Below are 22,081 nucleotides of genomic sequence, written 5' to 3'. Positions count from 1 at the left end.
ACCTGTATGGAGAGGGGGCGACAAAAACGAATGCCGCGTGATTATCCCCGGCTACCCGCCGCTTGCCAAATGGCCTGATCGGCATCAGCCCCAGCTGGACCCGATCACGATCAGCACCAGCGACACCAGCATCACCAGCAGGGCACCGGCAATCGCCGCCCAGATGGGTCCTCGCTGCCGCCGCCAGGCCAGCACCATCGCCACCAGACTGCCCAGAAAGGACAGGACCAGCGTGACCAGCGCGCCCAGCACCCACCACTGCATGGCCTGCACGCCGTTGTCGCCGTCCCCCGGGGGACGGAAGCTGGCTGCAAAGGCCACTACGGCGGTCAACAGGCTGCTCCAGGCGAGCACCGACAATCCCAGGGCGACCAGGCCCCAGGGCCAGCCTCGTGGCGGTGTCGTCGTATTCATCAGAACAGGTCGTGCAGCAGCACGCCAAGCCACAGCGAGAGCAGGACCATGGCAAGCGCGGCGGCCGCCCTGCCCCGGTTCAGTCGCCAACCCAGCACCGACGTAACGATGCCGGCGGAAACAGTGAACAGTTCGGCCACGGCGAGGGTGATGACATAGGGCTTCAGGTTGAGGCCCGCGCCGTCACCGGGCGGGCGCATCGCCGCTCCCACCAGCATGAAGATGAAGAACGCACCCGACAGCGACAGCAATGCCAGGCCAAGTGCGATCAGGCCCCACGGCCACTGCTTCCAGTGCCAGCGACGACGCTGGGTTGCCAACGCCGTCCACGGGTCACGACTCACGCGAAGCGCGAGAAGCCGTGCTTCTTGGTCACTGCATCCAGCTCCATCAGGGTCTCGAGCAGCGCTTCCATCTGGTCCAGCGGCCATGCATTGGGGCCATCGGACAGCGCCTTGGACGGGTCCGGATGGGTTTCGGCAAACAGGCCGGAGATGCCCACGGCAACCGCGGCACGCGCCAGTACCGGCACATGCTCGCGCTGGCCACCGGAACTGGTGCCCTGCCCGCCCGGCAACTGCACCGAATGGGTAGCGTCGAACACCACCGGGCAACCGGTATCGCGCATCACCGCCAGCGAGCGCATGTCGCTGACCAGGTTGTTGTAGCCGAAGCTGGCACCGCGCTCGCAGACCATGATCTGCTCGTTGCCGGTGGCCTTGGCCTTTTCCACGACCGGCTTCATGTCCCACGGCGCCAGGAACTGGCCCTTCTTGATGTTGACCGGCTTGCCGGCCGAGCACACCTTGCGGATGAAGTCGGTCTGGCGGACCAGGAACGCCGGGGTCTGCAGCACGTCCACCACCGAGGCCACTTCATCCATCGGGGTGTATTCGTGGACGTCGGTCAGCACCGGCACGCCGATCTGCTTCTTGACCTCGGCCAGGACCTTCAGGCCCTCTTCCATGCCCGGGCCGCGGAACGCGGTGCCCGAGGTGCGGTTGGCCTTGTCGAAGCTGGACTTGAAGATGAAGTTGACACCGAGCCGGTCGGTGACTTCCTTCAACTTGCCGGCGGTATCGAGTTGCAGCTGCATCGACTCGATCACGCAGGGGCCGGCGATCAGGAACAGGGGCTGATCCAGCCCGACCTCGAATCCACACAGTTTCATGGCATTTCCTTGGTTGTCCACGGCAGCGGCCGGGCCGATGCACTGGGGTTGAAGCGAGCAAGATGGGGGCTCAGGGCCCCCATCACAAGTCAGGCGCGGACTTCCTGCAGCAGCTTGCCGCCGGCCTTGCGCTCGCGCGCGGCACGGATGAAGCCGATGAACAGTGGGTGGCCATCACGCGGCGTGGACAGGAATTCCGGATGTGCCTGGCAGGCCAGGAACCACGGGTGCGCATCGCGCGGCAGCTCGACCACTTCCACCAGGGTGTCGTCCATCGACTTGCCGGCGATCACCAGGCCCGCATCTTCCAGCTGGGTACGGTAGCGGTTGTTGAACTCGTAGCGATGGCGGTGACGCTCGGCCACCACGTCCTTGCCATACAGCTCACGAGCCAGCGTGCCCGGCTTCAGGCGCTGTTCCTGCAGGCCCAGGCGCATGGTGCCGCCCAGGTCACTCTTGTCGTCACGCTTCTCGACGTCGCCGGTGGCAGTGCGCCATTCGGTGATCAGGCCGATCACCGGGTTCGGCGACTGGCGGTCGTTCTCGGTGCTGTTGGCACCCTCCAGGCCGACCACGTTGCGCGCGTAATCGACCACCGCGGCCTGCATGCCATAGCAGATGCCGAAGTACGGCACCTGCTGCTCGCGGGCGAACTTCGAGGTCAGCACCTTGCCTTCGAAACCACGGTCGCCGAAACCACCCGGCACCAGGATGCCATCGACATCGGCCAGCGCGGCCATATCGGTGCCTTCCAGATCCTGCGCTTCCAGCCACTTCAGGTTGACCTTGGTGCGCTGGCGCAGGCCGCCGTGCTTGAGTGCCTCGCCGACCGACTTGTAGGCGTCCTGGTGGTCGACGTACTTGCCGACCACGGCGATGGTCACTTCGTCCAGCGGGTGCAGGGTCGCGTCGACCGCGTCTTCCCACATCGACAGGTCGACCGGACCGACCTTGTCGGCCAGCTTCAGCTGGTTGACGACGATCTCGTCCAGGCCCTGGGCATGCAGGCCCGACGGAATGCGGTACAGCACGTCCACGTCCGGCACGCTGATCACCGCGCGTTCGGAAACGTTGGTGAACTGGGCGATCTTGCGGCGCTCCGAATCCGGCACGGCCTGTTCGGAGCGGCACAGCAGCACGTCCGGCTGGATGCCGATCGAGCGCAGCTCCTTCACCGAGTGCTGGGTCGGCTTGGTCTTCAGCTCGCCGGCGGCGCCGATGTACGGCACCAGGGTGAGGTGCATGAAGAGTGCCTTCTCCGGGCCACGCTCGGTGCGCACCTGGCGGATCGCTTCCAGGAACGGCAGCGATTCAATGTCGCCGACAGTGCCGCCGATCTCGACCAGGGCCACGTCGTAGCCTTCGGTGGCTTCATCGATGCAGCGACGGATCTCGTCGGTGATGTGCGGGATGACCTGCACGGTTGCGCCCAGGTAGTCGCCGCGGCGCTCCTTGCGGATCACGTTCTCGTAGATGCGACCGGTGGTGACCGAGTTCTTGCGGCTCAGGCGGGTGCGCACGAAACGCTCGTAGTGGCCCAGATCGAGGTCGGTCTCGGCGCCGTCGTCGGTGACATAGACCTCACCGTGCTGGAACGGGCTCATGGTGCCCGGGTCGACGTTGATGTACGGGTCGAGCTTCATCATCGTGACCTTGAGGCCACGGGCTTCGAGAATGGCGGCCAGCGACGCGGCGGCAATGCCTTTGCCGAGCGAGGACACCACGCCGCCGGTTACGAAAATCAAGGGAGTCATGGCTGCAAGCATCCTGTCTGGAAATGGAAAACGGCAGCACCACGCGCACCCGGAGGGCGGGCATGGTGCTCAGAGGGGGTTTTCCGGTTCGCTGGGACAGCGAGGGAGGTGCCGTTCCATGCGGCGGCAGGCGCCGGACGGGGACCACCGTGCGAGGTCGGGGTGGCCGTGCCGGTCAAATCGACCGTCACCTGCGACCCGCCATGCTGGAAGCCACGCTTGGCCGCTCCAGCCCATTCGCAAATGGTGGACACGCACTTACTCCCGGAAAGCCATAGTTTACAGATTGATGGCCGCCAACCCAAGGGGCTTGTGCGTCCCATCCAACAAAAAACGCCCCGCTGGGCGGGGCGTTCCGGAGCGCAACCCTTGTCGCAAGGGCGCCTGGCAGGTTGTGGGATCAGCGCTTCTTGCGCGCTTCTTCCTCTTCTTCCTGCTGCGGGACCGGCTGGCCCTTGGCCTTCATTTCGGCATTGGCCTGGGCGCGGCGCTTGGCCTTGGCGTCCGCCTCGGACTGCGCCTTGTCGGCCTGGTCGCCCTGCTGCGGGGCCGGCTGGCCGGCGTTCTGCGCCAGCACCAGCGGCACTGCAACGGCAGCGGCGGCCAGGATCGCAATGGTCAGCAACTTCTTCATGGAGTCCTCCTCGCGGTATGGCTTGGACATATCGGTCCAACTAGGGGCGCCGGCGTTCAGATTCCAGCGGGTGCCATTTTACCCCCTTGCGCGCTCCAAGGCTGAACCGCAGGCGTGCAAAATCACGGGCCAGACCGCACACTTGCGCGTCGCTCCAAGCTTTCGAAGACAGATGAACGCCCGCTATAACGCCGCCGATATTGAAGTCCTGTCCGGCCTTGACCCGGTCAAGCGCCGCCCCGGCATGTATACCGACACCGCGCGCCCGAACCACCTGGCGCAGGAAGTGATCGACAACTCGGTGGACGAAGCCCTCGCCGGCCACGCCCGTTCGATCGAGATCACCCTGTTCAAGGACGGCAGCGTAGAGGTCAGCGATGACGGCCGCGGCATGCCGGTGGACATCCATCCGGAAGAGAAGATCCCGGGCGTCGAGCTGATCCTCACCCGCCTGCATGCCGGCGGCAAGTTCAACAACAACAACTACACCTTCTCCGGCGGCCTGCATGGCGTCGGCGTCAGCGTGGTCAATGCGCTGTCGACCCTGGTGGAAATCCACATCAAGCGCGAAGGTGCCGAACACCGCATCACCTTCCGCAACGGCGACCGCGCCTCGCCGCTGGAAGTGGTCGGCACCGTCGGCAAGAAGAACACCGGTACCCGCCTGCGCTTCTGGCCGGATCCGAAGTACTTCGATACGCCCAAGTTCGCCGTGCGTGCGCTCAAGCACCTGCTGCGCGCCAAGGCCGTGCTGTGCCCGGGCCTGACCGTGAAGCTGACCGACGAAGCCACCGGCGAAGTCGATACCTGGTACTACGAGGACGGCCTGCGCGATTATCTGAAGATGGAGCTGGGCGACCGCGAATCGCTGCCGGCCGATCTGTTCGTCGGCAATCTGAAGAAGGACACGGAGATCGTTGATTGGGCCGTGGCCTGGCTGCCGGAAGGCGAGCTGGTGCAGGAAAGCTACGTCAACCTGATCCCGACCGCGCAGCACGGCACCCATGCCAATGGCCTGCGCACCGGCCTGACCGAAGCGCTGCGCGAGTTCTGCGATTTCCGCAACCTGCTGCCACGCGGCGTCAAGCTGGCCCCGGAAGACGTCTGGGACCGTGTGTCGTTCGTGCTGTCGCTGAAGATGACCGACCCGCAGTTCAGCGGCCAGACCAAGGAACGCCTGTCCTCGCGCCAGGCCGCCGGCTTCGTCGAAGGCGCCGCGCATGATGCGTTCAGCCTGCTGTTGAACCAGAACGTGGAACTGGGCGAGAAGATCGCGCAGATCGCCATCGAGCGCGCCAGTGCGCGCCTGAAGACCGAAAAGCTGGTCGTCCGCAAAAAGGTCACCCAAGGCCCAGCCCTGCCCGGCAAACTGGCCGACTGCATCAGCCAGGATCTGTCGCGCACCGAACTGTTCCTGGTCGAAGGTGATTCGGCAGGCGGCAGCGCCAAGCAGGCCCGCGACAAGGATTTCCAGGCGATCATGCCGCTGCGCGGCAAGATCCTGAACACCTGGGAAGTCTCGTCCAACAGCGTGCTGGCCTCGGAAGAAGTACACAACCTGGCCATCGCCATCGGCTGCGATCCGGGCAAGGATGACATCAGCGGCCTGCGCTACGGCAAGGTGGTGATCCTGGCCGACGCCGACTCCGACGGCCTGCACATCGCGACCCTGCTGACCGCACTGTTCCTGAAGCATTTCCCGGCGCTGGTCGATGCCGGCCACGTGTTCGTGGCAATGCCGCCGCTGTTCCGCATCGACGTGGGCAAGCAGGTGTTCTACGCCCTGGACGAGGAAGAAAAGCGCTCGATGCTGGACAAGATCGAACGCGAGAAGATCAAGGGCGCGGTCAACGTGACCCGCTTCAAGGGCCTGGGTGAAATGAATCCGCCGCAGCTGCGTGAGTCCACCATCCATCCGGATACCCGCCGTCTGGTGCAGCTGACCGTGGACGATCGCGAGCAGACCAGTTCGCTGATGGACATGCTGCTGGCCAAGAAGCGTGCGTCCGACCGCAAGGGTTGGCTGGAAAGCAAGGGCGACCTCGCTTCGCTGGAAGCCTGATCGCTGAGCGGGGTCAGAGCCGTTTCCCAACGGTGAACGGCTCTGACCCCGTTAACCGGTGGTGCCAGCCAGCGGCCGGCACTACCGGTTCATGCGCCACGGGGCCATTACACCCCCATCGGCAAACCCTGCGGGTCCATAATGCGCGCTCATCTGCGTGGACGACTGAATTGCCCGCCAACTCGCTGCTGTTCCCCGGCCTGCCGCTGCACAGCGCGCGCCTGATCCTGAGCCCGATCCGCCGTGATGACGCGGCTGCGCTGTTCACGCTGCAATCCGACCCGGCGGTGATGCGCTGGTGGAACCATCCGGCCTGGAAACGACCTGCCGAAGCCCGCGAGCAGATCGACGACGACCTCGCGGCACACGCCACCGGCACCCAGCTCAAGCTGGCCGTACGCGAATCGCTGGAGGGGCCACTGCTGGGCATCTGCGTGGTATTTGCCGTCGACCGTGACGCTGCCCGCGCCGAGATCGGCTACCTGCTGGCGCCTGGCCTGCAGGGCCAGGGTTACATGCACGAAGCGTTGCAGCAGGTGCTGGCCTACCTGTTCCACACCCTGCGCCTGCATCGCGTGGAAGCCGAAATCGATCCGCGCAACGCGGCCTCCGCGCACGTGCTTGAACGCCTCGGTTTCCACCGTGAGGGCCTGCTGCGCCAGCGCTGGCGCATCCAGGGTGAACTGGCCGATTCGGCGGTGTACGGGCTGCTGGCCGACGACGAAGCGGCCGCCGCCCTGCCCGCTTGACCCAATCTGGCCGCAACAGGCGACAACGCCTGGCCATGGCTTTGGACACATACGGCGCGGCACCGAAGCGGCCTAGCATCGGAACCCCCTTCCGCTGCCGATTCGGTGCCATGAAGTCCCTGCTGCACACTGCCGCGCTCTGCGTCGGCCTGCTCATTGCTCCCGCCAGCGTGCTGGCCGCGCCCGCCGCCGAAACCAAGTCCGATGCCAAGGACGACAAGACCGAGGTACCTGCGCTGCCGGCCGATGCGTCCGCTCGCCAGAGCATCCGCCTGGCCGGTCGCGCCCTCGACTACACCGCCACCGTTGGCACCCTGCCGGTGCGCGATGAGAAGGGCAAGGTGATCGCCGACCTGGTGTTCACCGCCTACACGATGCCGGGCAAGGACCGGCCGGTGACCTTCGCGCTCAATGGCGGCCCCGGCGCTTCGTCGGTCTACCTCAACATGGGCGCGATCGGTCCCAAGGTGGTGACCTTCGGTTCGGAAGGCGACAGCGCCTCGGCGCCGGCCACCCTGCACGACAACCCGGGCACCTGGCTGGACTTCACCGACCTGGTATTCATCGATCCGGTCGGCACCGGCTTCAGCCGCGCACGCATCGGCGATGACGAGGCCAAGAAGCAGTTGTACAACCCCAACGCCGACATCGAGTACCTGTCGCGCTCGATCTACGACTGGCTGCTGCGCAACCAGCGCATGGCCTCGCGCAAGTACCTGACCGGCGAAAGCTACGGTGGCTACCGCGGCCCGCGCATCACCCATTACCTGCAGACCCGGCTGGGCGTGGCGATGAACGGCCTGGTGCTGGTGTCGCCGTACCTGAGCCCGACCCTGGAAGACAACGCCGATGTCTCGCCGATGGCGTGGATGCAGACGCTGCCGTCTATCGCCGCCGCGCACCTCGAGCGCCAGGGCAAGCTGACCGACGCGGCGATGCGTGACGTGGTCGAGTACACCCGCGGCGACTACGCCACCGCGCTGATGAGGGGCCGCAGCGATCCGCAGGCCACCGAGGCGATGCTGCGCCGGGTGACCGAGCTGACCGGCCTGGATCCGCAGTTCGTGCGTCGTGCCGGTGGTCGTCTGGAAACCCAGGCGTACCTGCGCGAGGTGTTCCGCGACAAAGGCACGCTGGGCAGCCGCTACGATTCCAACGTGACCGCGTTCGATCCGTTCCCGAACGATCCGGAGCAGCGTGCCAACGATCCGCTGCTGGACAGCATCATCGCGCCGACCACCACGGCGATGGTCGACTTCGTCACGCGCGTGGTCGGCTGGAAGGTGGATTCCCGCTACCAGGCGCTGAACTACGAGGTGAACCGGTTGTGGGACCGCAACGGTGATCTGCGCCAGGGCGCGGTGACCCAGCTGCGCCAGGCGGTGGCGATCGATCCGCACCTTCAGGTCTTGATCGTGCATGGCTGGAACGACCTGTCGTGCCCGTTCATGGGGTCGATCCTGACGGTGGACCAGATGCCGGCGATGGGCAGCAATCCGGACCGGGTACAGGTACGCAGCTATCCGGGCGGGCACATGTTCTACAGCCGGGCGGACAGCCAGGCGGCATTCCGGAAGGATGTGCAGGCGTTGTTCCAGCGTAACTGAGGGGTTCGGCCGGGCCTGCGGCCCGGCACCCGCTGACAGCAACGGCAACGGCAACTGCAACTGCAACCGCAACGTCAAAAGCCGGGTTCCTGTGGGCTGGCGAGGCGGGATGGGGTTGCAGGACACGCCCTAAACCCATCCATGGGGGCTCGATGGCGCCATCCATGGCGCCAACGGTCCTGCAACCCCACCCCACCCCGCCGCTGACAGATTCCTGCGGCTGTTGGTGGGTGCCGACCGTTGGTCGGCACGCTGGATACGGAAAATTCTTCGCCCATGAAAAAAGCCCGCCGGTATCCGGCGGGCTTTTTCGATTGTTGGGGTCAGATCCTTTTCCCCGCAGGCAAAGGGCTCTGACCCTAAGCTAAGGCCGCGGGCCTCACGTCCAGCCGAACAGCTCGAACAGCTTCAGGATCAGGTACGCACAACCACCTGCTGCCGGAATGGTCAGGATCCAGGCCCAGACGATGCGTTCGATCACGCCGAACTTCAGCGAACGCGGGTTCTTGGCGAAGCCGACGCCCATGATCGCGGTGGAGATGCTGTGCGTGGTCGAGACCGGCATGCCGAAGTGGGCCGCCAGGGTCAGGATGGTGGCCGAGCTGGTCTCTGCGGCGAAGCCATGGATCGGGTGCAGCTTGACCATCTTGTGACCCAGGGTCTTGATGATCTTCCAGCCGCCCGAAGCGGTACCGGCGGCCATCACCACCGCGCAGGTCAGCACGATCCACATGGCGATGCCATCGCCGGCATGCGCGTCCGGATGCATGAAGGCCAGCCACGACGGCAGGTCGTTCAGTGCGCCGGTCGCTTCGGCACCGATCAGGGTCATCGCGATGATGCCCATGGTCTTCTGCGCGTCGTTATGACCGTGTGCGAAGCCCATGTAGGCCGCCGAGGCGATCTGTGCCTTGCCGAAGAAGGCGTTGACGATGCGCGGACGGGCCAGGCGGCCGATGGCACCACCGATCTTGGCCAGGCCGGCGATCAAGCCCCACAGCAGCACCATCACCACGATGCCCAGCAGGAAGCCGGCGATCGGCGAGGTGATCATCGGCACGAACACCTTCCACAGCAGGCCCTTGTTCTGCGCCCAGCTGCCCAGGCGCTCGGACCAGATCAGCGCGTCCCAGTTGTTGTGGGCCGCAGCCAGGCCGGCGCCGCAGAGGCCACCGATCAGGGCGTGCGAAGACGAAGACGGCAGGCCCTTCCACCAGGTGATCAGGTTCCAGATGATGCCGCCCAGCAGCGCGCACAGGATCACCTGCGGGGTCACGTCGACCACGTTGGTGTTGAGCAGGCCCGACGCGATGGTCAGTGCGACCGCGGTGCCGGTCAGGGCACCGATGAGGTTCATGAAGGCGGCAAGCATCACCGCCCAACCGGGCGACAGTACTTTGGTTGCCACCACGGTAGCGATGGAGTTGGCGGTATCGTGGAAGCCGTTGATGAACTCGAAGACGAGCGCGGCCAGGATCACCACCAGGACTAGGGTGAGCATCGGTACCGGCCCGTCAGCTGTTCTTCAACACGATCTGGTACGCCACCACACCGGCCTCGCGGCAGCGGTCGATGGCCTTTTCCAGGATCTCGAAGAATTCCTTCAGCAGGAACATCTGCAGGTTGTCCAGGCGACCGGAGTAGATGTCGCGGTACAGCTCAAGCATCAGACGGTCGGCCTCGTTTTCCAGCGAGCGCAGGCGCTCGTTGAGCGCGGTCATCCGGTCCAGGTTCATGTGGCGCAGGTCGGCCACCATCTCCACCACCACGCCAGCGGCCTGCTCGAGCATCGCCGCGCGCGGCGCGAAGTCGATGTGTTCCAGGTGGGTGGTGGCCAGCGAATAGCGATCGGCGAACTTCTCGATCTGCTTGGGAATCTTGTACAGGGCCGAGCCCAGCGCTTCGATGTCTTCGCGCTCGATCGGGGTCATGAAGCTGTCCACCAGCGCCTGGCTGATCTTGTCCGAGGCCGCGCGTTCGCGCAGACGGGCCAGCTTGAAGGCATCCAGGGCGGGCTGGCGATCGGCGTCGCGCAGCATCGAATGCAGTGCCTTGGCGGCATCGGAAGCCGCGACGGCAGCCTCATCGAGCAGGGTGTAGAACTGTTTGCCGGAACCGAAAATGGTCTGCAGAGAGAACATTGAGAAACCTGTCAGCCGTCGCGGGAAGGACGGCACCAGACGGAATTATGACGGCTAGATGACCATCTCGGGTATCCCCGCCTCCTTTCGGGGGCTGGGGACCCTCAACCTGAACAGGCAGTTGCCACCCTGCCACGGCCCTTTGCTAAGATGCCAGCGCGCCCTCGGGCGCACCTTATGGACGACGACCCTTATCCCCCTGCGCCGCGCCGGACCCTGTTCCTGAGCGCCTGCCGCCATCGCAAGCACCCGCCCTCCCTGCCACCAACCGGGGACGATGCCCGTGTTTGAAATGATCCTGATTGTCTTCGCGCTGGTTCTGTTGAACGGCTTCTTCGCCATGTCCGAGATGTCGGTCATGACCTCGCGCAAGAGCCGCCTGAAGCAGATGGCCGGCACCTCCAAGCGCGCTGCCAAGGCACTGGAGCTGTCGGAGAAGCCGGAGAGCTTCCTGTCCACCGTGCAGATCGGTATCACCGTGATCGGCGTGCTGACCGGCTACCTCGGCGGTGAAGCGCTGGGTGAAGCCTTCGCCGGCTGGATCCAGGGCCTGATGCCCGGCTTTGCCTACGCCGGCAATGTCGGTACCGCGCTGGCGGTCAGCCTGATCACTTTCATTACGCTGATCTTCGGCGAACTGGTGCCCAAGCGCTTGGCGCTGACCCGTTCGGAGGCCATTGCCAGCCTGGTGGCGATGCCGATGAGCTGGCTGGCCAAGCTGGCCCTGCCCTTCGTCTGGCTGCTGTCCAAGACCACCCAGCTGGTGCTGCGCCTCTTCGGCCTGGGCAAGGATGAAGTCGCCTCGGTGACCGAAGAAGAGATCCGCATGCTGGTGGCCGAAAGCCACGAGGCCGGCGTGATCGACGCCCACGAACGCGACATGATGAACCGCGTCATGCGCCTGGGCGATCGTACCGCCGACAGCCTGATGACCCCGCGCAACCGGATTGCCTGGCTGGACACGCAGGGCGGTCTGGACAAGAACCTGGAGATCATGGCCGAGCATGAGTTCTCGCGGTACCCGGTGTACCGCGACAACGACATGGACGTGGTCGGCGTGCTTGAACTGAAGTCGTTGGCCACACGTATGGCGCGCGGTGACAACGCGCTGTTCCAGACCCTGCGCGAGCCGCTGTACGTGTCTGAATCCACCCACGCGATGAAGCTGCTGGAGATCTTCCGCGAGGAACAGCAGTCGATGGCGCTGGTGGTGGACGAGTACGGCGAGATCCAGGGCCTGGTGACCATCAGCGATCTGATGGGCGCGGTGGTTGGCCGTCTGCAGGCCACCGAAAATGCCGACGAAGATGCGCTGGTGGTGACCCGCGAGGACGGCTCACTGCTGGTGGACGGCTCGCTGCCGATCGAGGACCTGCGCGAGCTGATCGGAAGCAACGACCTGCCCGATGCCGAGGATGGCGACTACTACACGCTGGCCGGCATGTGCATCCACTACTTCGGCCGCATCCCGCACGCGGGCGAGTACTTTGACTGGGCCGGCTGGCGCTTCGAGGTGGTCGACCTGGACGGTGCCCGCGTGGACAAGCTGCTGCTGCGCACGCTGTCGGACGAGCAGGCCGATGAGCTCACCGCCTGAGGCCGGCCAGGGTCCGGGCGTTGAGCGCCCGGCCTACCGCAACGAGGGCATCCGCACCCTGCTGGAGATGTTCGCCTCCGGCGACCCGGCCGAGCACATGCCGCTCGGCCAGATCCTTTGCAACCTGCAGCAGAGCGCCTTCGGCGTGTTCCTGTTCGTGGCGATCCTGCCATCGTTCATCCCGATTCCGGGCATGGGAGGCGCGGTCAGCGGCCCACTGGTAATTCTGATCGGGGTGCAGATGCTGTGCTGCCTGCGCCGGCCCTGGCTCCCGGGCTTCATTGCCCGCCGCGGCCCCAGACGCAGCACCATGCACCGCTTCCTCGACCGCATCGATCGCCCGCTGCGGCGGCTGGACCGGATGTTGAAGCCACGGCTGCCGCAACTTCTCACGCCACTGCCGGCGCATGCCTTCACCGGCCTGCTGCTGGTGCTGCTGGGCCTGCTGCTGTCGCTGCCGATCCCGTTCACCAACTTCCTGTTCGGTTTCCAGCTGCTGCTGTTCTCGCTGGCACTGCTGGAACGCGATGGCGCGCTTATGCTGTTCAACTGGATCGCAGCGCTGGCAGCGATTGCGTTCTTCGGTTTCAGTTCCGGGCAGCTGGTGGGCTATACGGTGGAGCTGTTCCAGCGCTGGTTCTGAGCCGGAACCCGGTACAGCCGGCCGCTGGCCTGCCGCCACGTTTCCAGGATTGCCGGCCCGCGGCCGGCACTACCAATACCGGACATCGGCCATCACCGAAGGTCAATGAACCCGTTGTCGGCCAACTGCCCGGGCTCGTCCTGCACTGCTGACAACACGAACGTCAGCGCCTTGCCCAGCAACGTGCCCGGGCCATCCCAGTACTCGGCCGAATCGGCGCGCACATGGATCAGGCGCAGGTTGGGATCATCCTTGCCACCGGGGAAGAACAGTTTCATCGCCGGCGACCACAATTCCTCGACCTTTGCGCGGTCATCGACGACGCGCGCACGCCCCGCGACCGACACGTAAGTATTCTTCGACGGCGAGGCATAGGCCACGTTGACGTGCGGATCGAGCGCGATTTCAGCCACCTTCGGACTGTCGGCAGTGATGACGAACCACAGGTCGCCGTCGAAGGCGACCTGCTGGGTGGCCAGCGGCCGGCTGTAGAGGCGGCCATCGACACCGGTGGTGGTGAACATCGCCACCTCCACGTCCCTGATCAGTTCAGCCAGCTGGGCAATGTGTTCAGTGCGGGCGTTGGACATGTGGGGGCTCCATGAGTGGGAGCCCCATCAGACCGTGCATCGCTGCAACAGCTCGTGACGCAATTGTTCAGCCCGCGTGGCGGGCGTGCCAGGCCTGCATCGCCAGTTCGAACGAGCGCAGGCGCGCGCGGTGGTCGTACAGGTTCGCGGTGAGCATCAGCTCGTCTGGCTTGTGCCGCTCAACGAAAGCGGCGATGCCCTCGGCCACCTGCTGCGGATCGCCGAGGACGGTGCAGGCCAGTGCCCGCTCCACGCCCAGCTTCTCATGCGGCTCCCAGAACGACTCGATGTCGTCGATGGGTGCCGGAATCTTGCCCGGGCGGCCGCGACGCAGGTTCACGAAACTCTGCTGCTGGCTGGTGAACAATCGACGCGACTCGGCTTCGCTGTCGCTGGCGACAACGTTCAAGGCCAGCATGGCGTGCGGTTGCTTCAACGTCGCCGAAGGGCGGAACTCACGGCGGTACACGGCCAGCGCTTCGTCCATCACGTCCGGTGCGAAGTGCGAGGCGAACGCGTACGGCAGGCCCATCGAGGCGGCCATGCGCGCACCGAACAGGCTGGAACCGAGGATCCAGGTCGGCACCCGCAGGCCACCACCCGGAACGGCCTGCACCGCTTGCCCGGGCTGCACCGGCTCGAAGTAGTGCAGCAGCTCGCGCACGTCCTGGGGGAACTGGTCGGCGCTGTCGAAGTAGCGGCGCAGTGCACGCGCGGTCGGCTGATCGGTGCCCGGCGCACGGCCCAGGCCGAGATCGATGCGGTCCGGATACAACGAGGCCAGCGTGCCGAACTGCTCGGCCACCTGCAGCGGCGCATGGTTGGGCAGCATGATGCCCCCTGCACCGACGCGGATGCGCTTGGTGCCGCCGGCGACATGGCCGATCAACACCGCAGTGGCGGCGCTGGCGATGCCGGGCATGTTGTGGTGTTCGGCCAGCCAGTAGCGGCGGTAGCCCAGCCCATCGGCATGCTGGGCCAGCTCCAGCATGTTGGCGAAGGCGGCGGTGGTGTCACTGCCCTCGCAGACCGGGGCCAGGTCGAGAATCGACAATGGAATCATCAGGCGGTTTTCCGTCACAGGATTCCCCATGCATGGGGACGGCGAGGCGCGGCGGCCAGTGACGGTAGCGGGATGCTGATTCCCGTGGGGCGGGTTCAGGGCCGCCGGGCATGGCCCGGGGTGCCATGCGTGTTGGGTAGTGCCGGTCGCTGGCCGACAGGCGGAGAGCCCTTGCAGCCGGCCAGCGGCCGGCTCTACCGGCGCCCTGTCAGAACGCGCTGGGGCGCGGCTCCGGCATCGGCTGGTCGACCATCGGCTTCAACTCGGCATCCAGCGCCACGCGCTCGTCGAACACGAAACAGCGTCCTTCGTAGCCCTCGCCCCCCACCTCCTCGAAGTAACCGAGGATGCCGCCGTCGAGCTGCAGCACGTTGTCCATGCCGTCGTTGACCATCCACAGCGCAGCCTTCTCGCAACGGATGCCACCGGTGCAGAAGCTGACCACGGTGCTGTCCTTCAGCGCCTCGCGGTGCGGCGCCAGCGCCTCGGGCAGGTCGGTGAACTTGTGGATGGGCAGCACCAGCGCATCCTTGAAGGTGCCGTACTCCACTTCCTGCAGGTTGCGCGTATCGAGCATCACCACCGGCTTGCCGACGTCGTCATGCCCCTGCCGCAACCAGCGCTGCACGGTGGCCGGATCGATCGCCGGCGCGCGCGGGTAATCCAGCGGCTGGCCGTCGTCGCGACGGAAGCTGATGATCTCGTCCTTCACCTTGGCCTTCAGCCGCGCGAACGGCTGATGCTCACTGAGGCTGGTCTTGACCCGCATATGTGCAAAGCGCGCATCGGCACGCAGCGCCACATAGAAACCCTCGATGGCCCCAGGCGCACCGGCCAGGAACAGGTTCAGCCCCTCGCCTGCCACCAGGATCGTGCCCCGCAGCCCAGCCGCCTCGGCACGCGCCAGCAGCTGGTCGCACAGGGCCTGGGGGGCGTCGATGACGGCGAAATGGTAGGCGGCGGTATTGGCGATCATCCCGCCATTTTAGCGCCTCCCGCCAGCACGGACAGATTCAGGGGTCAGAGCCCTCTGCGCAGCAGAGGGATCCGACCCCAAGCCCGGCAGACACCCGGAATCTGTCAGGGGTGGGGCGGTGTGGGCAGGCGGGGGCGCAGAGCACCATGGGCCCGGGGCATGCGCCGGGCGGGTTGGGCAGGACGCCCAACCCCGGTCTTGCCGTGTGCGCAGGACAGCGCACACGAGCAAGGCGCTCTACGAGGCAGGCAGGAGCAGTTTTTGCCGTCCCCCGCCTGTCTACACCGCCCCGCCCTCCCACTTAAGCCCGGCTTTTGACGTTGCCGTTGCCGTTGCCGTTGCGGGTGCCGGGTGCAACCCGACCGGAAGTCCCCCTTACCCCCGCAACAGCACGAACGGCAGCAGCACCAGCGCCGCCGCACCGGCCATCGCCAGCAGCACCAGCACCACATATGCCGGTCGGCGCCGGAACAGGCTGCCGAAGGTCTCCGCCGTGCCCTCGCGCAACGCCTGCTCGCGCTCGGCACGGATGCGCGGCCCGCGTTCGGCCTGGTATTCGGCCATCAACGCCTTGGCGCGCGGATGATCGGCATCCTCGCGCAGCCACAGGCCGCCATTGGAGATGCCCCACGGGCTGGGTTCGGTGCGATACCAGGCGATGCCGTGCTGGTCGAGCAGCGTGCAGACATCGGCATATTCGTCGTTGCCGACATTGCGCAGATTGAGCAGGAGTTTTGCCATGCGCCCATGATACCCGGCGCCGATGCGCTACCCTTGCCGCCCTCGCCCTGCGCCCTTCCGGAGACGCCCGATGCGCCGCCTGCTGCTTCCCCTGCTGCTGTCCCTCGCCGCCGTTGGCTGTTCGAGCGAACCCGCCGGCCCGCCGCCGGGCGGCACCCTGACCACCTTCGAGCGCATCGATACCGTGCCTGGCACCGGCACCGAAGCCGTTGCCGGTAACAAGGTCACCGTGCACTACACCGGCTGGATCTACGACAACCGCACCGAAACCAAGCACGGCAAGACCTTCGACAGCTCGGTCAGCCGTGGCGAACCGTTCACCTTCGCGCTCGGCGCCGGCCAGGTCATCCGCGGCTGGGATGAAGGCGTGGCCGGCATGAAGGTCGGTGGCAAGCGCACCCTGATGATTCCGCCGGACTACGGCTACGGCGACCGTCGCGTCGGCCCGATCCCGGCTGGCTCGTCGCTGGTGTTCGATGTCGAGCTGCTCGATGTCAAACCGTAATACCGCAACGCCACACCGGGTCGCCGTCGTCGGCGGTGGTCCGGCCGGCCTGTTCGCCGCGGAGCGCCTGCGCGCGGCCGGGCTGGAGGTCGACCTGTACGAGGCCAAGGGTTCGCCCGGCCGCAAGTTCCTGATCGCCGGCAAGGGTGGGCTCAACCTCACCCACTCCGAGCCGCGCCCGTTGTTCGACAGCCGCTACCGCGAGCAGGTCGCCACGGTCGGCCGATGGCTGGATGGCTTCGACGCGCAGGCGCTGCGCGATTGGGCCGCCGGTTTCGGCGTGGAAACCTACGTCGGCAGCTCCGGCCGCGTGTTCCCGGTCGACCGCAAGGCGGCACCGCTGCTGCGCGGCTGGGTGCGCCGATTGAGGGAACAGGGCGTGCGCCTGCATGCCAACCATCGCTGGATCGGATGGAGTGACGACGGCGCCCTGCGCTTCACCACGGAAGAGGGTGAGATCGCGGTCCACGCCGATGCCACCGTGCTGGCAGTAGGTGGTGGCAGCTGGCCGCAGCTCGGCAGTGACGGCGCCTGGGTCACACCATTGCAGGCACATGGCGTGGACATTGCCCCTCTGCAATCAGCCAACTGCGGCTTCGACGTCGACTGGACGCCGTTCTTTGCCCAGCGCAACGCCGGCGCGCCGCTGAAGCCGGTGGTTGCTCACTGGATCGACCTGGACGGCCAGCCGCGGTCGCTGCAGGGCGAATGCGTGGCCAGCGAGTACGGCATCGAAGGCAGCTTGGTCTATGCGCTGGCGGCCGATCTGCGCGAGACCATCAACCGCGATGGCCACGCCATGTTGTGGTTGGACCTGGTGCCGGGCCGCGACGAGGCACGCCTGCTTGCCGACCTGTCGCGCCCGCGCAAGGGCCGTAGTTTTGGCGAGCATCTGCGCCGCCAGGCCGGCCTGGATGCAGTGAAGGCCGCGCTGGTGTTCGAGCTCCTCGGCAAGGAAGCGGGCAACGATCTGAGCGCCGTGGTGGCCACGCTCAAGCGCCTGCCGCTTCGGCTGCTGCGCCCGCGGCCGATGGCCGAAGTGATCAGCACCGCCGGTGGCGTGCGCCTGGATGCGATGGATGAGGGCTTGATGCTACAGGCGCTGCCCGGCGTGTTCTGTGCTGGCGAGATGCTGGACTGGGAAGCCCCCACCGGGGGCTATCTGCTGACCGCGTGCTACGCCAGTGGCCTGCGTGCTGCGGAAGGCGTGATCGGGTGGTTGGCCGAGCGTTGAGGCCTACCACGTAGAGTCAAGCTTGCTCGGCTGCGTTGCGTTGTAGAGCCGAGCTTGGGCTCGGCTCTACACGCTGGTCACCACGGCCTGCGCATGCTCACCGAGGCCAGCGAAACACCACTGGGATGCGGGTAAGCCTCTTCGCGCACGCTGACGAAGCCCTGCCGCTGGTAGAACGGCACGGCATTGAGCGAGGCCGACAGCACGACCTCGCGCTCCTGGTCGGCCATCGCCAACAGGCGCTGCATCAGGGCCTGGCCGATGCCCCTGCCACCCTGATCCGGGTCGACAAACAACGCATCCACTTCGTTGGCCTCGAGATCAAACACGCCGAAACCCAGCAGGTCTCCCTGCGTGTCCTCGGCCACCACGCAACCGCCCTGCCCCAGCAACCGCGCGTACTGCACCGGCGGTGGTGAAGCCGACCAGGGGGCGATCACCTCCGGCGGGTAGTGGCTGCTGCAGGTTTCGCGCACGCAGCGCGTACGCAGCGCCCACAACGTGGCCACATCGGCCATGGTGCCGGTCCTGAACTGCATGACACCTCCTTGTAGAGCCGAGCCCATGCTCGGCTGTTCTTCGTTCCAACGTCGCCATGCCTGATTGAAAGGCAGTCGGGCATGGCTCGACTCTACAGAAGCGTCATCGCGATTTGCTGGCGCGCAACGCCTGGATCTTCGGCGGTGGCTGGAACGAGTCGCTGCGTGCATCGGCCCAGAACGCATGGAACACCGCGTGGTCCGGCACCTTGTGCAGCAGCTCGCCCGGTTCCAGATAACGGTACAGCGACGCCAGCGAACGGATCTCAACCGGCGAAACACGACGCAGGATGTGCTCCGGACCCAGCTCCGCCGGGTCGTTCAAACCTGCAGCGCAGAGCAGCTCCTTCAAGGCGTGCAGCGTGTGCTCGTGGTAGCTGTACACACGCGTTGCCTTGTCCGGCGCATCGAGGTGCTTCCAGCGTGCCGGATCCTGGGTGGCGATGCCGGTCGGGCACTTGTCGGTGTGGCAGCTCAGCGACTGGATGCAGCCCAGCGCGAACATGAAGCCACGGCCGGCATTGCACCAGTCGGCCCCCAGCGCGACGGTCCGCGCGATGTCGAACGCACTGGTGATCTTGCCCGCCGCACCGATACGGATGCGGTCACGCAGGTCCAGGCCGACCAGTGTGTTGTGTACCAGCAGCAGCGCCTCGTGCATCGGCACGCCGACATGGTCGACGAACTCGGCCGGGGCTGCACCGGTGCCGCCCTCGGCACCATCGACCACGATGAAATCTGGCAACAGGCCAGTCTCCTGCATGGCCTTGGCGATACCGAACCACTCCCACGGGTGACCGATCGCCAGCTTGAATCCGACCGGCTTGCCGCCCGACAACTCGCGCAGGCGGGCAACGAACTGCAGCAGCTCGACCGGCGTGGAGAACGCCGAGTGACGCGACGGCGACACGCAGTCCACGCCCATCGGCACGCCACGGGTCACCGAAATCTCGGCGGTCACCTTCGGCGCTGGCAGCACGCCGCCGTGGCCGGGCTTGGCACCCTGCGACAGCTTGATCTCGATCATCTTGACCTGGTCATGGGTGGCATTGGCAACGAAGCGCTCCTCGCTGAAACCGCCCTTCTCGTCGCGGCACCCGAAGTAGCCCGAGCCGATCTCCCACACCAGGTCACCCCCCATTTCGCGGTGATAGGGTGAAATCGAGCCTTCGCCGGTGTCGTGGTAGAAGCCGCCGCGCCGCGCGCCTTCGTTCAGCGCACGGATCGCATTGGCCGACAGCGAGCCAAAGCTCATCGCCGAGATATTGAACACGCTGGCCGAATAGGGCTTGGCGCAGTTGGCACCGATCAGCACGCGGAAGTCATGCTTGGCGATGGCCGTCGGCGCCAGCGAATGGTTGATCCACTCGTAGTCCACAGCGTACGTACTGCGCAGAGTGCCGAACGGCACCGTGTCCATTTCGTTCTTGGCGCGCTGGTAGATCAGCGCGCGCTGCTGGCGCGAGAACGGCACGTCCTCCAGGTCGCTCTGCACGAAGTACTGGCGGATCTCCGGGCCGATCGATTCCAGGCCGTATCGGAAGTGCGCCATCACCGGATAATTGCGGCGCAGCGTGCTGCGCTTCTGCAGCAGGTCCCAGGTCCCCAGCGCCACCATCGCGGCAGTCAGGCCGACGCCCCAGTACCAGGCCGGCCATATCACGGCCAGCCACAGGCAGATCGGGAACATCAGGATGGCGAGCAGGTAGACGATATACCGGTGCATGGCTTTCCTCGGTTGCAACTGCCCCCGAGTCTACCGCGCCGACTGCCGCCGGGGTTTACAGTCGATCGTCAACCACGTTGCGCGGCCAGGCCGACTTCACGTCGTAGACCAGGCCACCGGGCGCCAGCAGGCTGCGGATCCGTGTTTCATCCATCGCCTTGAAGTGGGCGTGTGCCACGGCCAGCACCACCGCGTCGTAGCAGCCTGCCGCTGGCTCGGCAAGCCACTGCACACCTTCGTCGGCCAATGTGGCGGGGCCGACCCATGGATCGCTGACCTCGACCTGGGCACCGGCATCGCGCAGGCGTTGCGCCAGTTCCAGCGCGCGGCTGTTGCGCAGGTCCGGGCAGTCTTCCTTGAAGGTCACGCCCAGTACCAGGATGCGCGCCTGCGCCGGTGCGCGGCCGCGTTCGGCCAGCATTGCCAGCACCCGCGTCGCCACATGCTCACCCACGCGGTTGTTGACCTGCCGCGCGGTATGGATCAGGTCCGGGTGGAAACCCACGCTCTCTGACTTGTGCAGCAGGTAATACGGATCCACGCCGATGCAGTGGCCGCCAACCAGGCCCGGCCGGAACGGCAGGAAGTTCCACTTGCTGCCCGCCGCGTCGAGCACGTCCTGGGTATCGATGCCGAGCCGGTCGAAGATCAGTGCCAGCTCGTTGACCAGCGCGATGTTGACATCACGCTGGATGTTCTCGACCACCTTGGCCGCTTCGGCCACGCGCATCGACGGCGCCGGGAACGTACCGGCAGCGATGATGCGCTGGTACAGGCCGTCGATCACCGCAGCAACTTCCGGTGTCGAGCCGGAGGTGATCTTGCGGATGTCGGCCAGGCGTCGCTGGCGATCACCGGGGCTGACCCGCTCCGGGCTGTAGCCGCAGTAGAAGTCTTCGTTGAAGCGCAGGCCGGAGCCCTGCTCCAGCAGCGGCACGCACACTTCTTCGGTGGTGCCGGGATACACCGTGGATTCGTAGATCACCAGGTCGCCAGCACGCAGGTGGCTGGCGATCAGCCGCGTGGCCGAGCGCAGCGGCTCCAGGTCGGGCTGCTCGTAGGCATCGATCGGCGTCGGCACGGTCACGATATAGACGTTGCACGCGTCAAGCAGATCCGGATCGCTGCCGTACTCCAGCAGCTGCGCACTGGCCAGCTCGTCGGCTTCCATTTCCAGCGTGTGATCCACGTCGTTGCGCAGCTCGGCGATGCGCCCGGCATCAATGTCGAAACCCAGCGTCGGCCAGTGCCGGCCGAAGGCCACCGCCAGCGGCAGCCCGACATAGCCCAGGCCGATCACCGCAAAACGGGGTGCGTCGGCCGCTGCAACAGGCACATTCATCGGCACGCCCAGTGCAACAGGCAAGGCTTCACGTTCGCATCCATCGCTTCGGCCAATACGCTCATTCGCTGTACCACTCGGAGGAACCCACGCCGGAAAGGCTACAGCGTAACGGCCTCGCCCCCCGCCGCCAAGGCAGTTCAGGACCCCAGTGCGACCGCTGCCGGTTCGAGTTCGCCATCGGCACCGGTCCAGGCCTGGCGCAGGCGTTCGAAGCCACCGCTGCCCTGCAGGAAGCCTGGCCAGGCGGCATCGACGATCTGCGCCAGCAGGTCCGCTTCGATCCGTCGCGTGCCCATCGACCAGCGCGGGAATGCACGCTGCGCTACCGGCGCACGGCACAACACCTTCAGCTGCCCATGGCTGCGCGCGTTGAGGATGCGCGGGAACACCGAATCGATGCCATCTTCCGGACCTTCCAGGTATTGCAGGAAGCGCGTGCCGTCGAACATCAGCACGCCGGTGACGCCGGCTACACGATTGAATGCCGAGGCATCGGCCAGCAGGCGGTCAAGATCGGTTGTCTGCAGATCGGCGCGGGCCTCACTGGCATAGGCAATCGCGTGCAGCGACATCAGGTGGCTCCCCCCCTG

22 protein-coding genes are annotated in these 22,081 nt (G+C 66.1%); 7 read left to right on the top strand and 15 right to left on the bottom strand.

Translation table 11 applies throughout. The features are described 5' to 3' along the window. Window positions 1-84: 84 nt before the first annotated feature. The 5 genes from ACZK2G_RS07935 to ACZK2G_RS07915 form a co-directional block, all read right to left on the bottom strand. Complete coding sequence (locus ACZK2G_RS07935; RefSeq protein WP_046984411.1) at window positions 85-414, bottom strand: hypothetical protein; 330 nt, start codon at window positions 412-414, stop codon at window positions 85-87. Continuing rightward, entirely contained in the window at window positions 414-758 is a 345-nt protein-coding gene (locus tag ACZK2G_RS07930; RefSeq protein ID WP_337301958.1) for a hypothetical protein, read from the bottom strand. Before ACZK2G_RS07930 ends, ACZK2G_RS07935 begins: the two co-directional genes overlap by 1 nt. Continuing rightward, on the bottom strand, window positions 755-1,585 hold the full coding sequence (gene kdsA, locus ACZK2G_RS07925) for a 3-deoxy-8-phosphooctulonate synthase (RefSeq protein WP_012510652.1): 831 nt from the start codon (window positions 1,583-1,585) through the stop codon (window positions 755-757). The genes ACZK2G_RS07930 and kdsA overlap by 4 nt, the downstream gene beginning before the upstream one ends. A gap of 89 nt (window positions 1,586-1,674) precedes the next feature. After that, window positions 1,675-3,339, bottom strand: coding sequence for a CTP synthase (locus tag ACZK2G_RS07920; RefSeq protein WP_004152841.1), 1,665 nt, complete (start codon window positions 3,337-3,339; stop codon window positions 1,675-1,677). A 400-nt stretch (window positions 3,340-3,739) separates the two neighbouring features. Next, window positions 3,740-3,973: a hypothetical protein gene (locus ACZK2G_RS07915; protein WP_032969519.1), complete on the bottom strand. Its 234-nt coding sequence runs from the start codon at window positions 3,971-3,973 to the stop codon at window positions 3,740-3,742. A gap of 172 nt (window positions 3,974-4,145) precedes the next feature. On the opposite strand from ACZK2G_RS07915, the gene parE reads away from it, so the two are divergent. From parE to ACZK2G_RS07900, 3 genes are all read left to right on the top strand, one after another. Further along, complete coding sequence (gene parE, locus ACZK2G_RS07910) at window positions 4,146-6,035, top strand: DNA topoisomerase IV subunit B (protein WP_046984409.1); 1,890 nt, start codon at window positions 4,146-4,148, stop codon at window positions 6,033-6,035. A 170-nt stretch (window positions 6,036-6,205) separates the two neighbouring features. Then, a complete protein-coding gene (locus ACZK2G_RS07905; protein ID WP_046984408.1) occupies window positions 6,206-6,784 on the top strand; it encodes a GNAT family N-acetyltransferase in 579 nt (192 codons plus the stop codon). Window positions 6,785-6,894: 110 nt separating this feature from the next. Next, on the top strand, window positions 6,895-8,391 hold the full coding sequence (locus ACZK2G_RS07900; RefSeq protein WP_295378387.1) for a S10 family peptidase: 1,497 nt from the start codon (window positions 6,895-6,897) through the stop codon (window positions 8,389-8,391). A gap of 379 nt (window positions 8,392-8,770) precedes the next feature. Here the strand turns inward: ACZK2G_RS07900 and ACZK2G_RS07895 are convergent, their stop codons facing one another. Together ACZK2G_RS07895 and ACZK2G_RS07890 are read right to left on the bottom strand one after the other, a co-directional pair. Then, complete coding sequence (locus ACZK2G_RS07895; protein WP_006431323.1) at window positions 8,771-9,892, bottom strand: inorganic phosphate transporter; 1,122 nt, start codon at window positions 9,890-9,892, stop codon at window positions 8,771-8,773. 13 nt (window positions 9,893-9,905) lie between these two features. Then, entirely contained in the window at window positions 9,906-10,532 is a 627-nt protein-coding gene (locus ACZK2G_RS07890) for a DUF47 domain-containing protein (RefSeq protein WP_025878890.1), read from the bottom strand. A gap of 292 nt (window positions 10,533-10,824) precedes the next feature. Here ACZK2G_RS07890 and ACZK2G_RS07885 point away from each other — a divergent pair, with 292 nt between their 5' ends. Then, window positions 10,825-12,129 (top strand): hemolysin family protein, encoded by a 1,305-nt coding sequence (locus ACZK2G_RS07885; protein ID WP_041864498.1) that lies wholly within the window; start codon window positions 10,825-10,827, stop codon window positions 12,127-12,129. Beyond that, window positions 12,113-12,772 carry an exopolysaccharide biosynthesis protein gene (locus ACZK2G_RS07880; RefSeq protein WP_046988219.1) on the top strand — a complete coding sequence of 220 codons (660 nt, stop codon included), beginning with the start codon at window positions 12,113-12,115 and terminating at the stop codon, window positions 12,770-12,772. The genes ACZK2G_RS07885 and ACZK2G_RS07880 overlap by 17 nt, the downstream gene beginning before the upstream one ends. A 92-nt stretch (window positions 12,773-12,864) precedes the next feature. Here the strand turns inward: ACZK2G_RS07880 and ACZK2G_RS07875 are convergent, their stop codons facing one another. The 4 genes from ACZK2G_RS07875 to ACZK2G_RS07860 all read right to left on the bottom strand — a co-directional run bounded on the left by ACZK2G_RS07875 (window position 12,865) and on the right by ACZK2G_RS07860 (window position 16,142). Next, the gene (locus tag ACZK2G_RS07875; RefSeq protein WP_295378373.1) at window positions 12,865-13,362 is read right to left on the bottom strand and encodes a pyridoxamine 5'-phosphate oxidase family protein; all 498 of its coding nucleotides are present in this window, start codon (window positions 13,360-13,362) and stop codon (window positions 12,865-12,867) included. 67 nt (window positions 13,363-13,429) lie between these two features. Continuing rightward, window positions 13,430-14,425 carry an LLM class flavin-dependent oxidoreductase gene (locus ACZK2G_RS07870; RefSeq protein WP_046988222.1) on the bottom strand — a complete coding sequence of 332 codons (996 nt, stop codon included), beginning with the start codon at window positions 14,423-14,425 and terminating at the stop codon, window positions 13,430-13,432. Between the two features lie 208 nt (window positions 14,426-14,633). After that, complete coding sequence (locus ACZK2G_RS07865) at window positions 14,634-15,401, bottom strand: sulfurtransferase (RefSeq protein WP_430766396.1); 768 nt, start codon at window positions 15,399-15,401, stop codon at window positions 14,634-14,636. Window positions 15,402-15,776: 375 nt separating this feature from the next. Then, entirely contained in the window at window positions 15,777-16,142 is a 366-nt protein-coding gene (locus tag ACZK2G_RS07860; protein WP_046988229.1) for a DUF6164 family protein, read from the bottom strand. A 70-nt stretch (window positions 16,143-16,212) separates the two neighbouring features. Between ACZK2G_RS07860 and ACZK2G_RS07855 the strand changes: the two genes are divergently transcribed. Together ACZK2G_RS07855 and ACZK2G_RS07850 are read left to right on the top strand one after the other, a co-directional pair. After that, a complete protein-coding gene (locus ACZK2G_RS07855) occupies window positions 16,213-16,647 on the top strand; it encodes an FKBP-type peptidyl-prolyl cis-trans isomerase (RefSeq protein ID WP_046988230.1) in 435 nt (144 codons plus the stop codon). Beyond that, window positions 16,634-17,881: a TIGR03862 family flavoprotein gene (locus ACZK2G_RS07850; protein ID WP_253078640.1), complete on the top strand. Its 1,248-nt coding sequence runs from the start codon at window positions 16,634-16,636 to the stop codon at window positions 17,879-17,881. The genes ACZK2G_RS07855 and ACZK2G_RS07850 overlap by 14 nt, the downstream gene beginning before the upstream one ends. A gap of 77 nt (window positions 17,882-17,958) precedes the next feature. On the opposite strand, the gene ACZK2G_RS07845 is transcribed toward ACZK2G_RS07850, so the two are convergent. The 4 genes from ACZK2G_RS07845 to ACZK2G_RS07830 form a co-directional block, all read right to left on the bottom strand. After that, the gene (locus tag ACZK2G_RS07845) at window positions 17,959-18,420 is read right to left on the bottom strand and encodes a GNAT family N-acetyltransferase (protein ID WP_046984927.1); all 462 of its coding nucleotides are present in this window, start codon (window positions 18,418-18,420) and stop codon (window positions 17,959-17,961) included. 103 nt (window positions 18,421-18,523) lie between these two features. Next, window positions 18,524-20,146 (bottom strand): FMN-binding glutamate synthase family protein, encoded by a 1,623-nt coding sequence (locus ACZK2G_RS07840; RefSeq protein WP_136638751.1) that lies wholly within the window; start codon window positions 20,144-20,146, stop codon window positions 18,524-18,526. Between the two features lie 55 nt (window positions 20,147-20,201). Next, complete coding sequence (locus ACZK2G_RS07835; protein ID WP_046984925.1) at window positions 20,202-21,488, bottom strand: nucleotide sugar dehydrogenase; 1,287 nt, start codon at window positions 21,486-21,488, stop codon at window positions 20,202-20,204. Window positions 21,489-21,628: 140 nt separating this feature from the next. Next, the gene (locus tag ACZK2G_RS07830) at window positions 21,629-22,063 is read right to left on the bottom strand and encodes a BLUF domain-containing protein (protein WP_046984924.1); all 435 of its coding nucleotides are present in this window, start codon (window positions 22,061-22,063) and stop codon (window positions 21,629-21,631) included. Window positions 22,064-22,081 lie beyond the last annotated feature (18 nt).

The sequence above is a fragment of the Stenotrophomonas sp. 107298_Sma genome (assembly GCF_056480345.1).
Note: the sequence above shows the minus strand (reverse complement) of the source record. Positions and strands in the feature narration are given on the sequence as shown.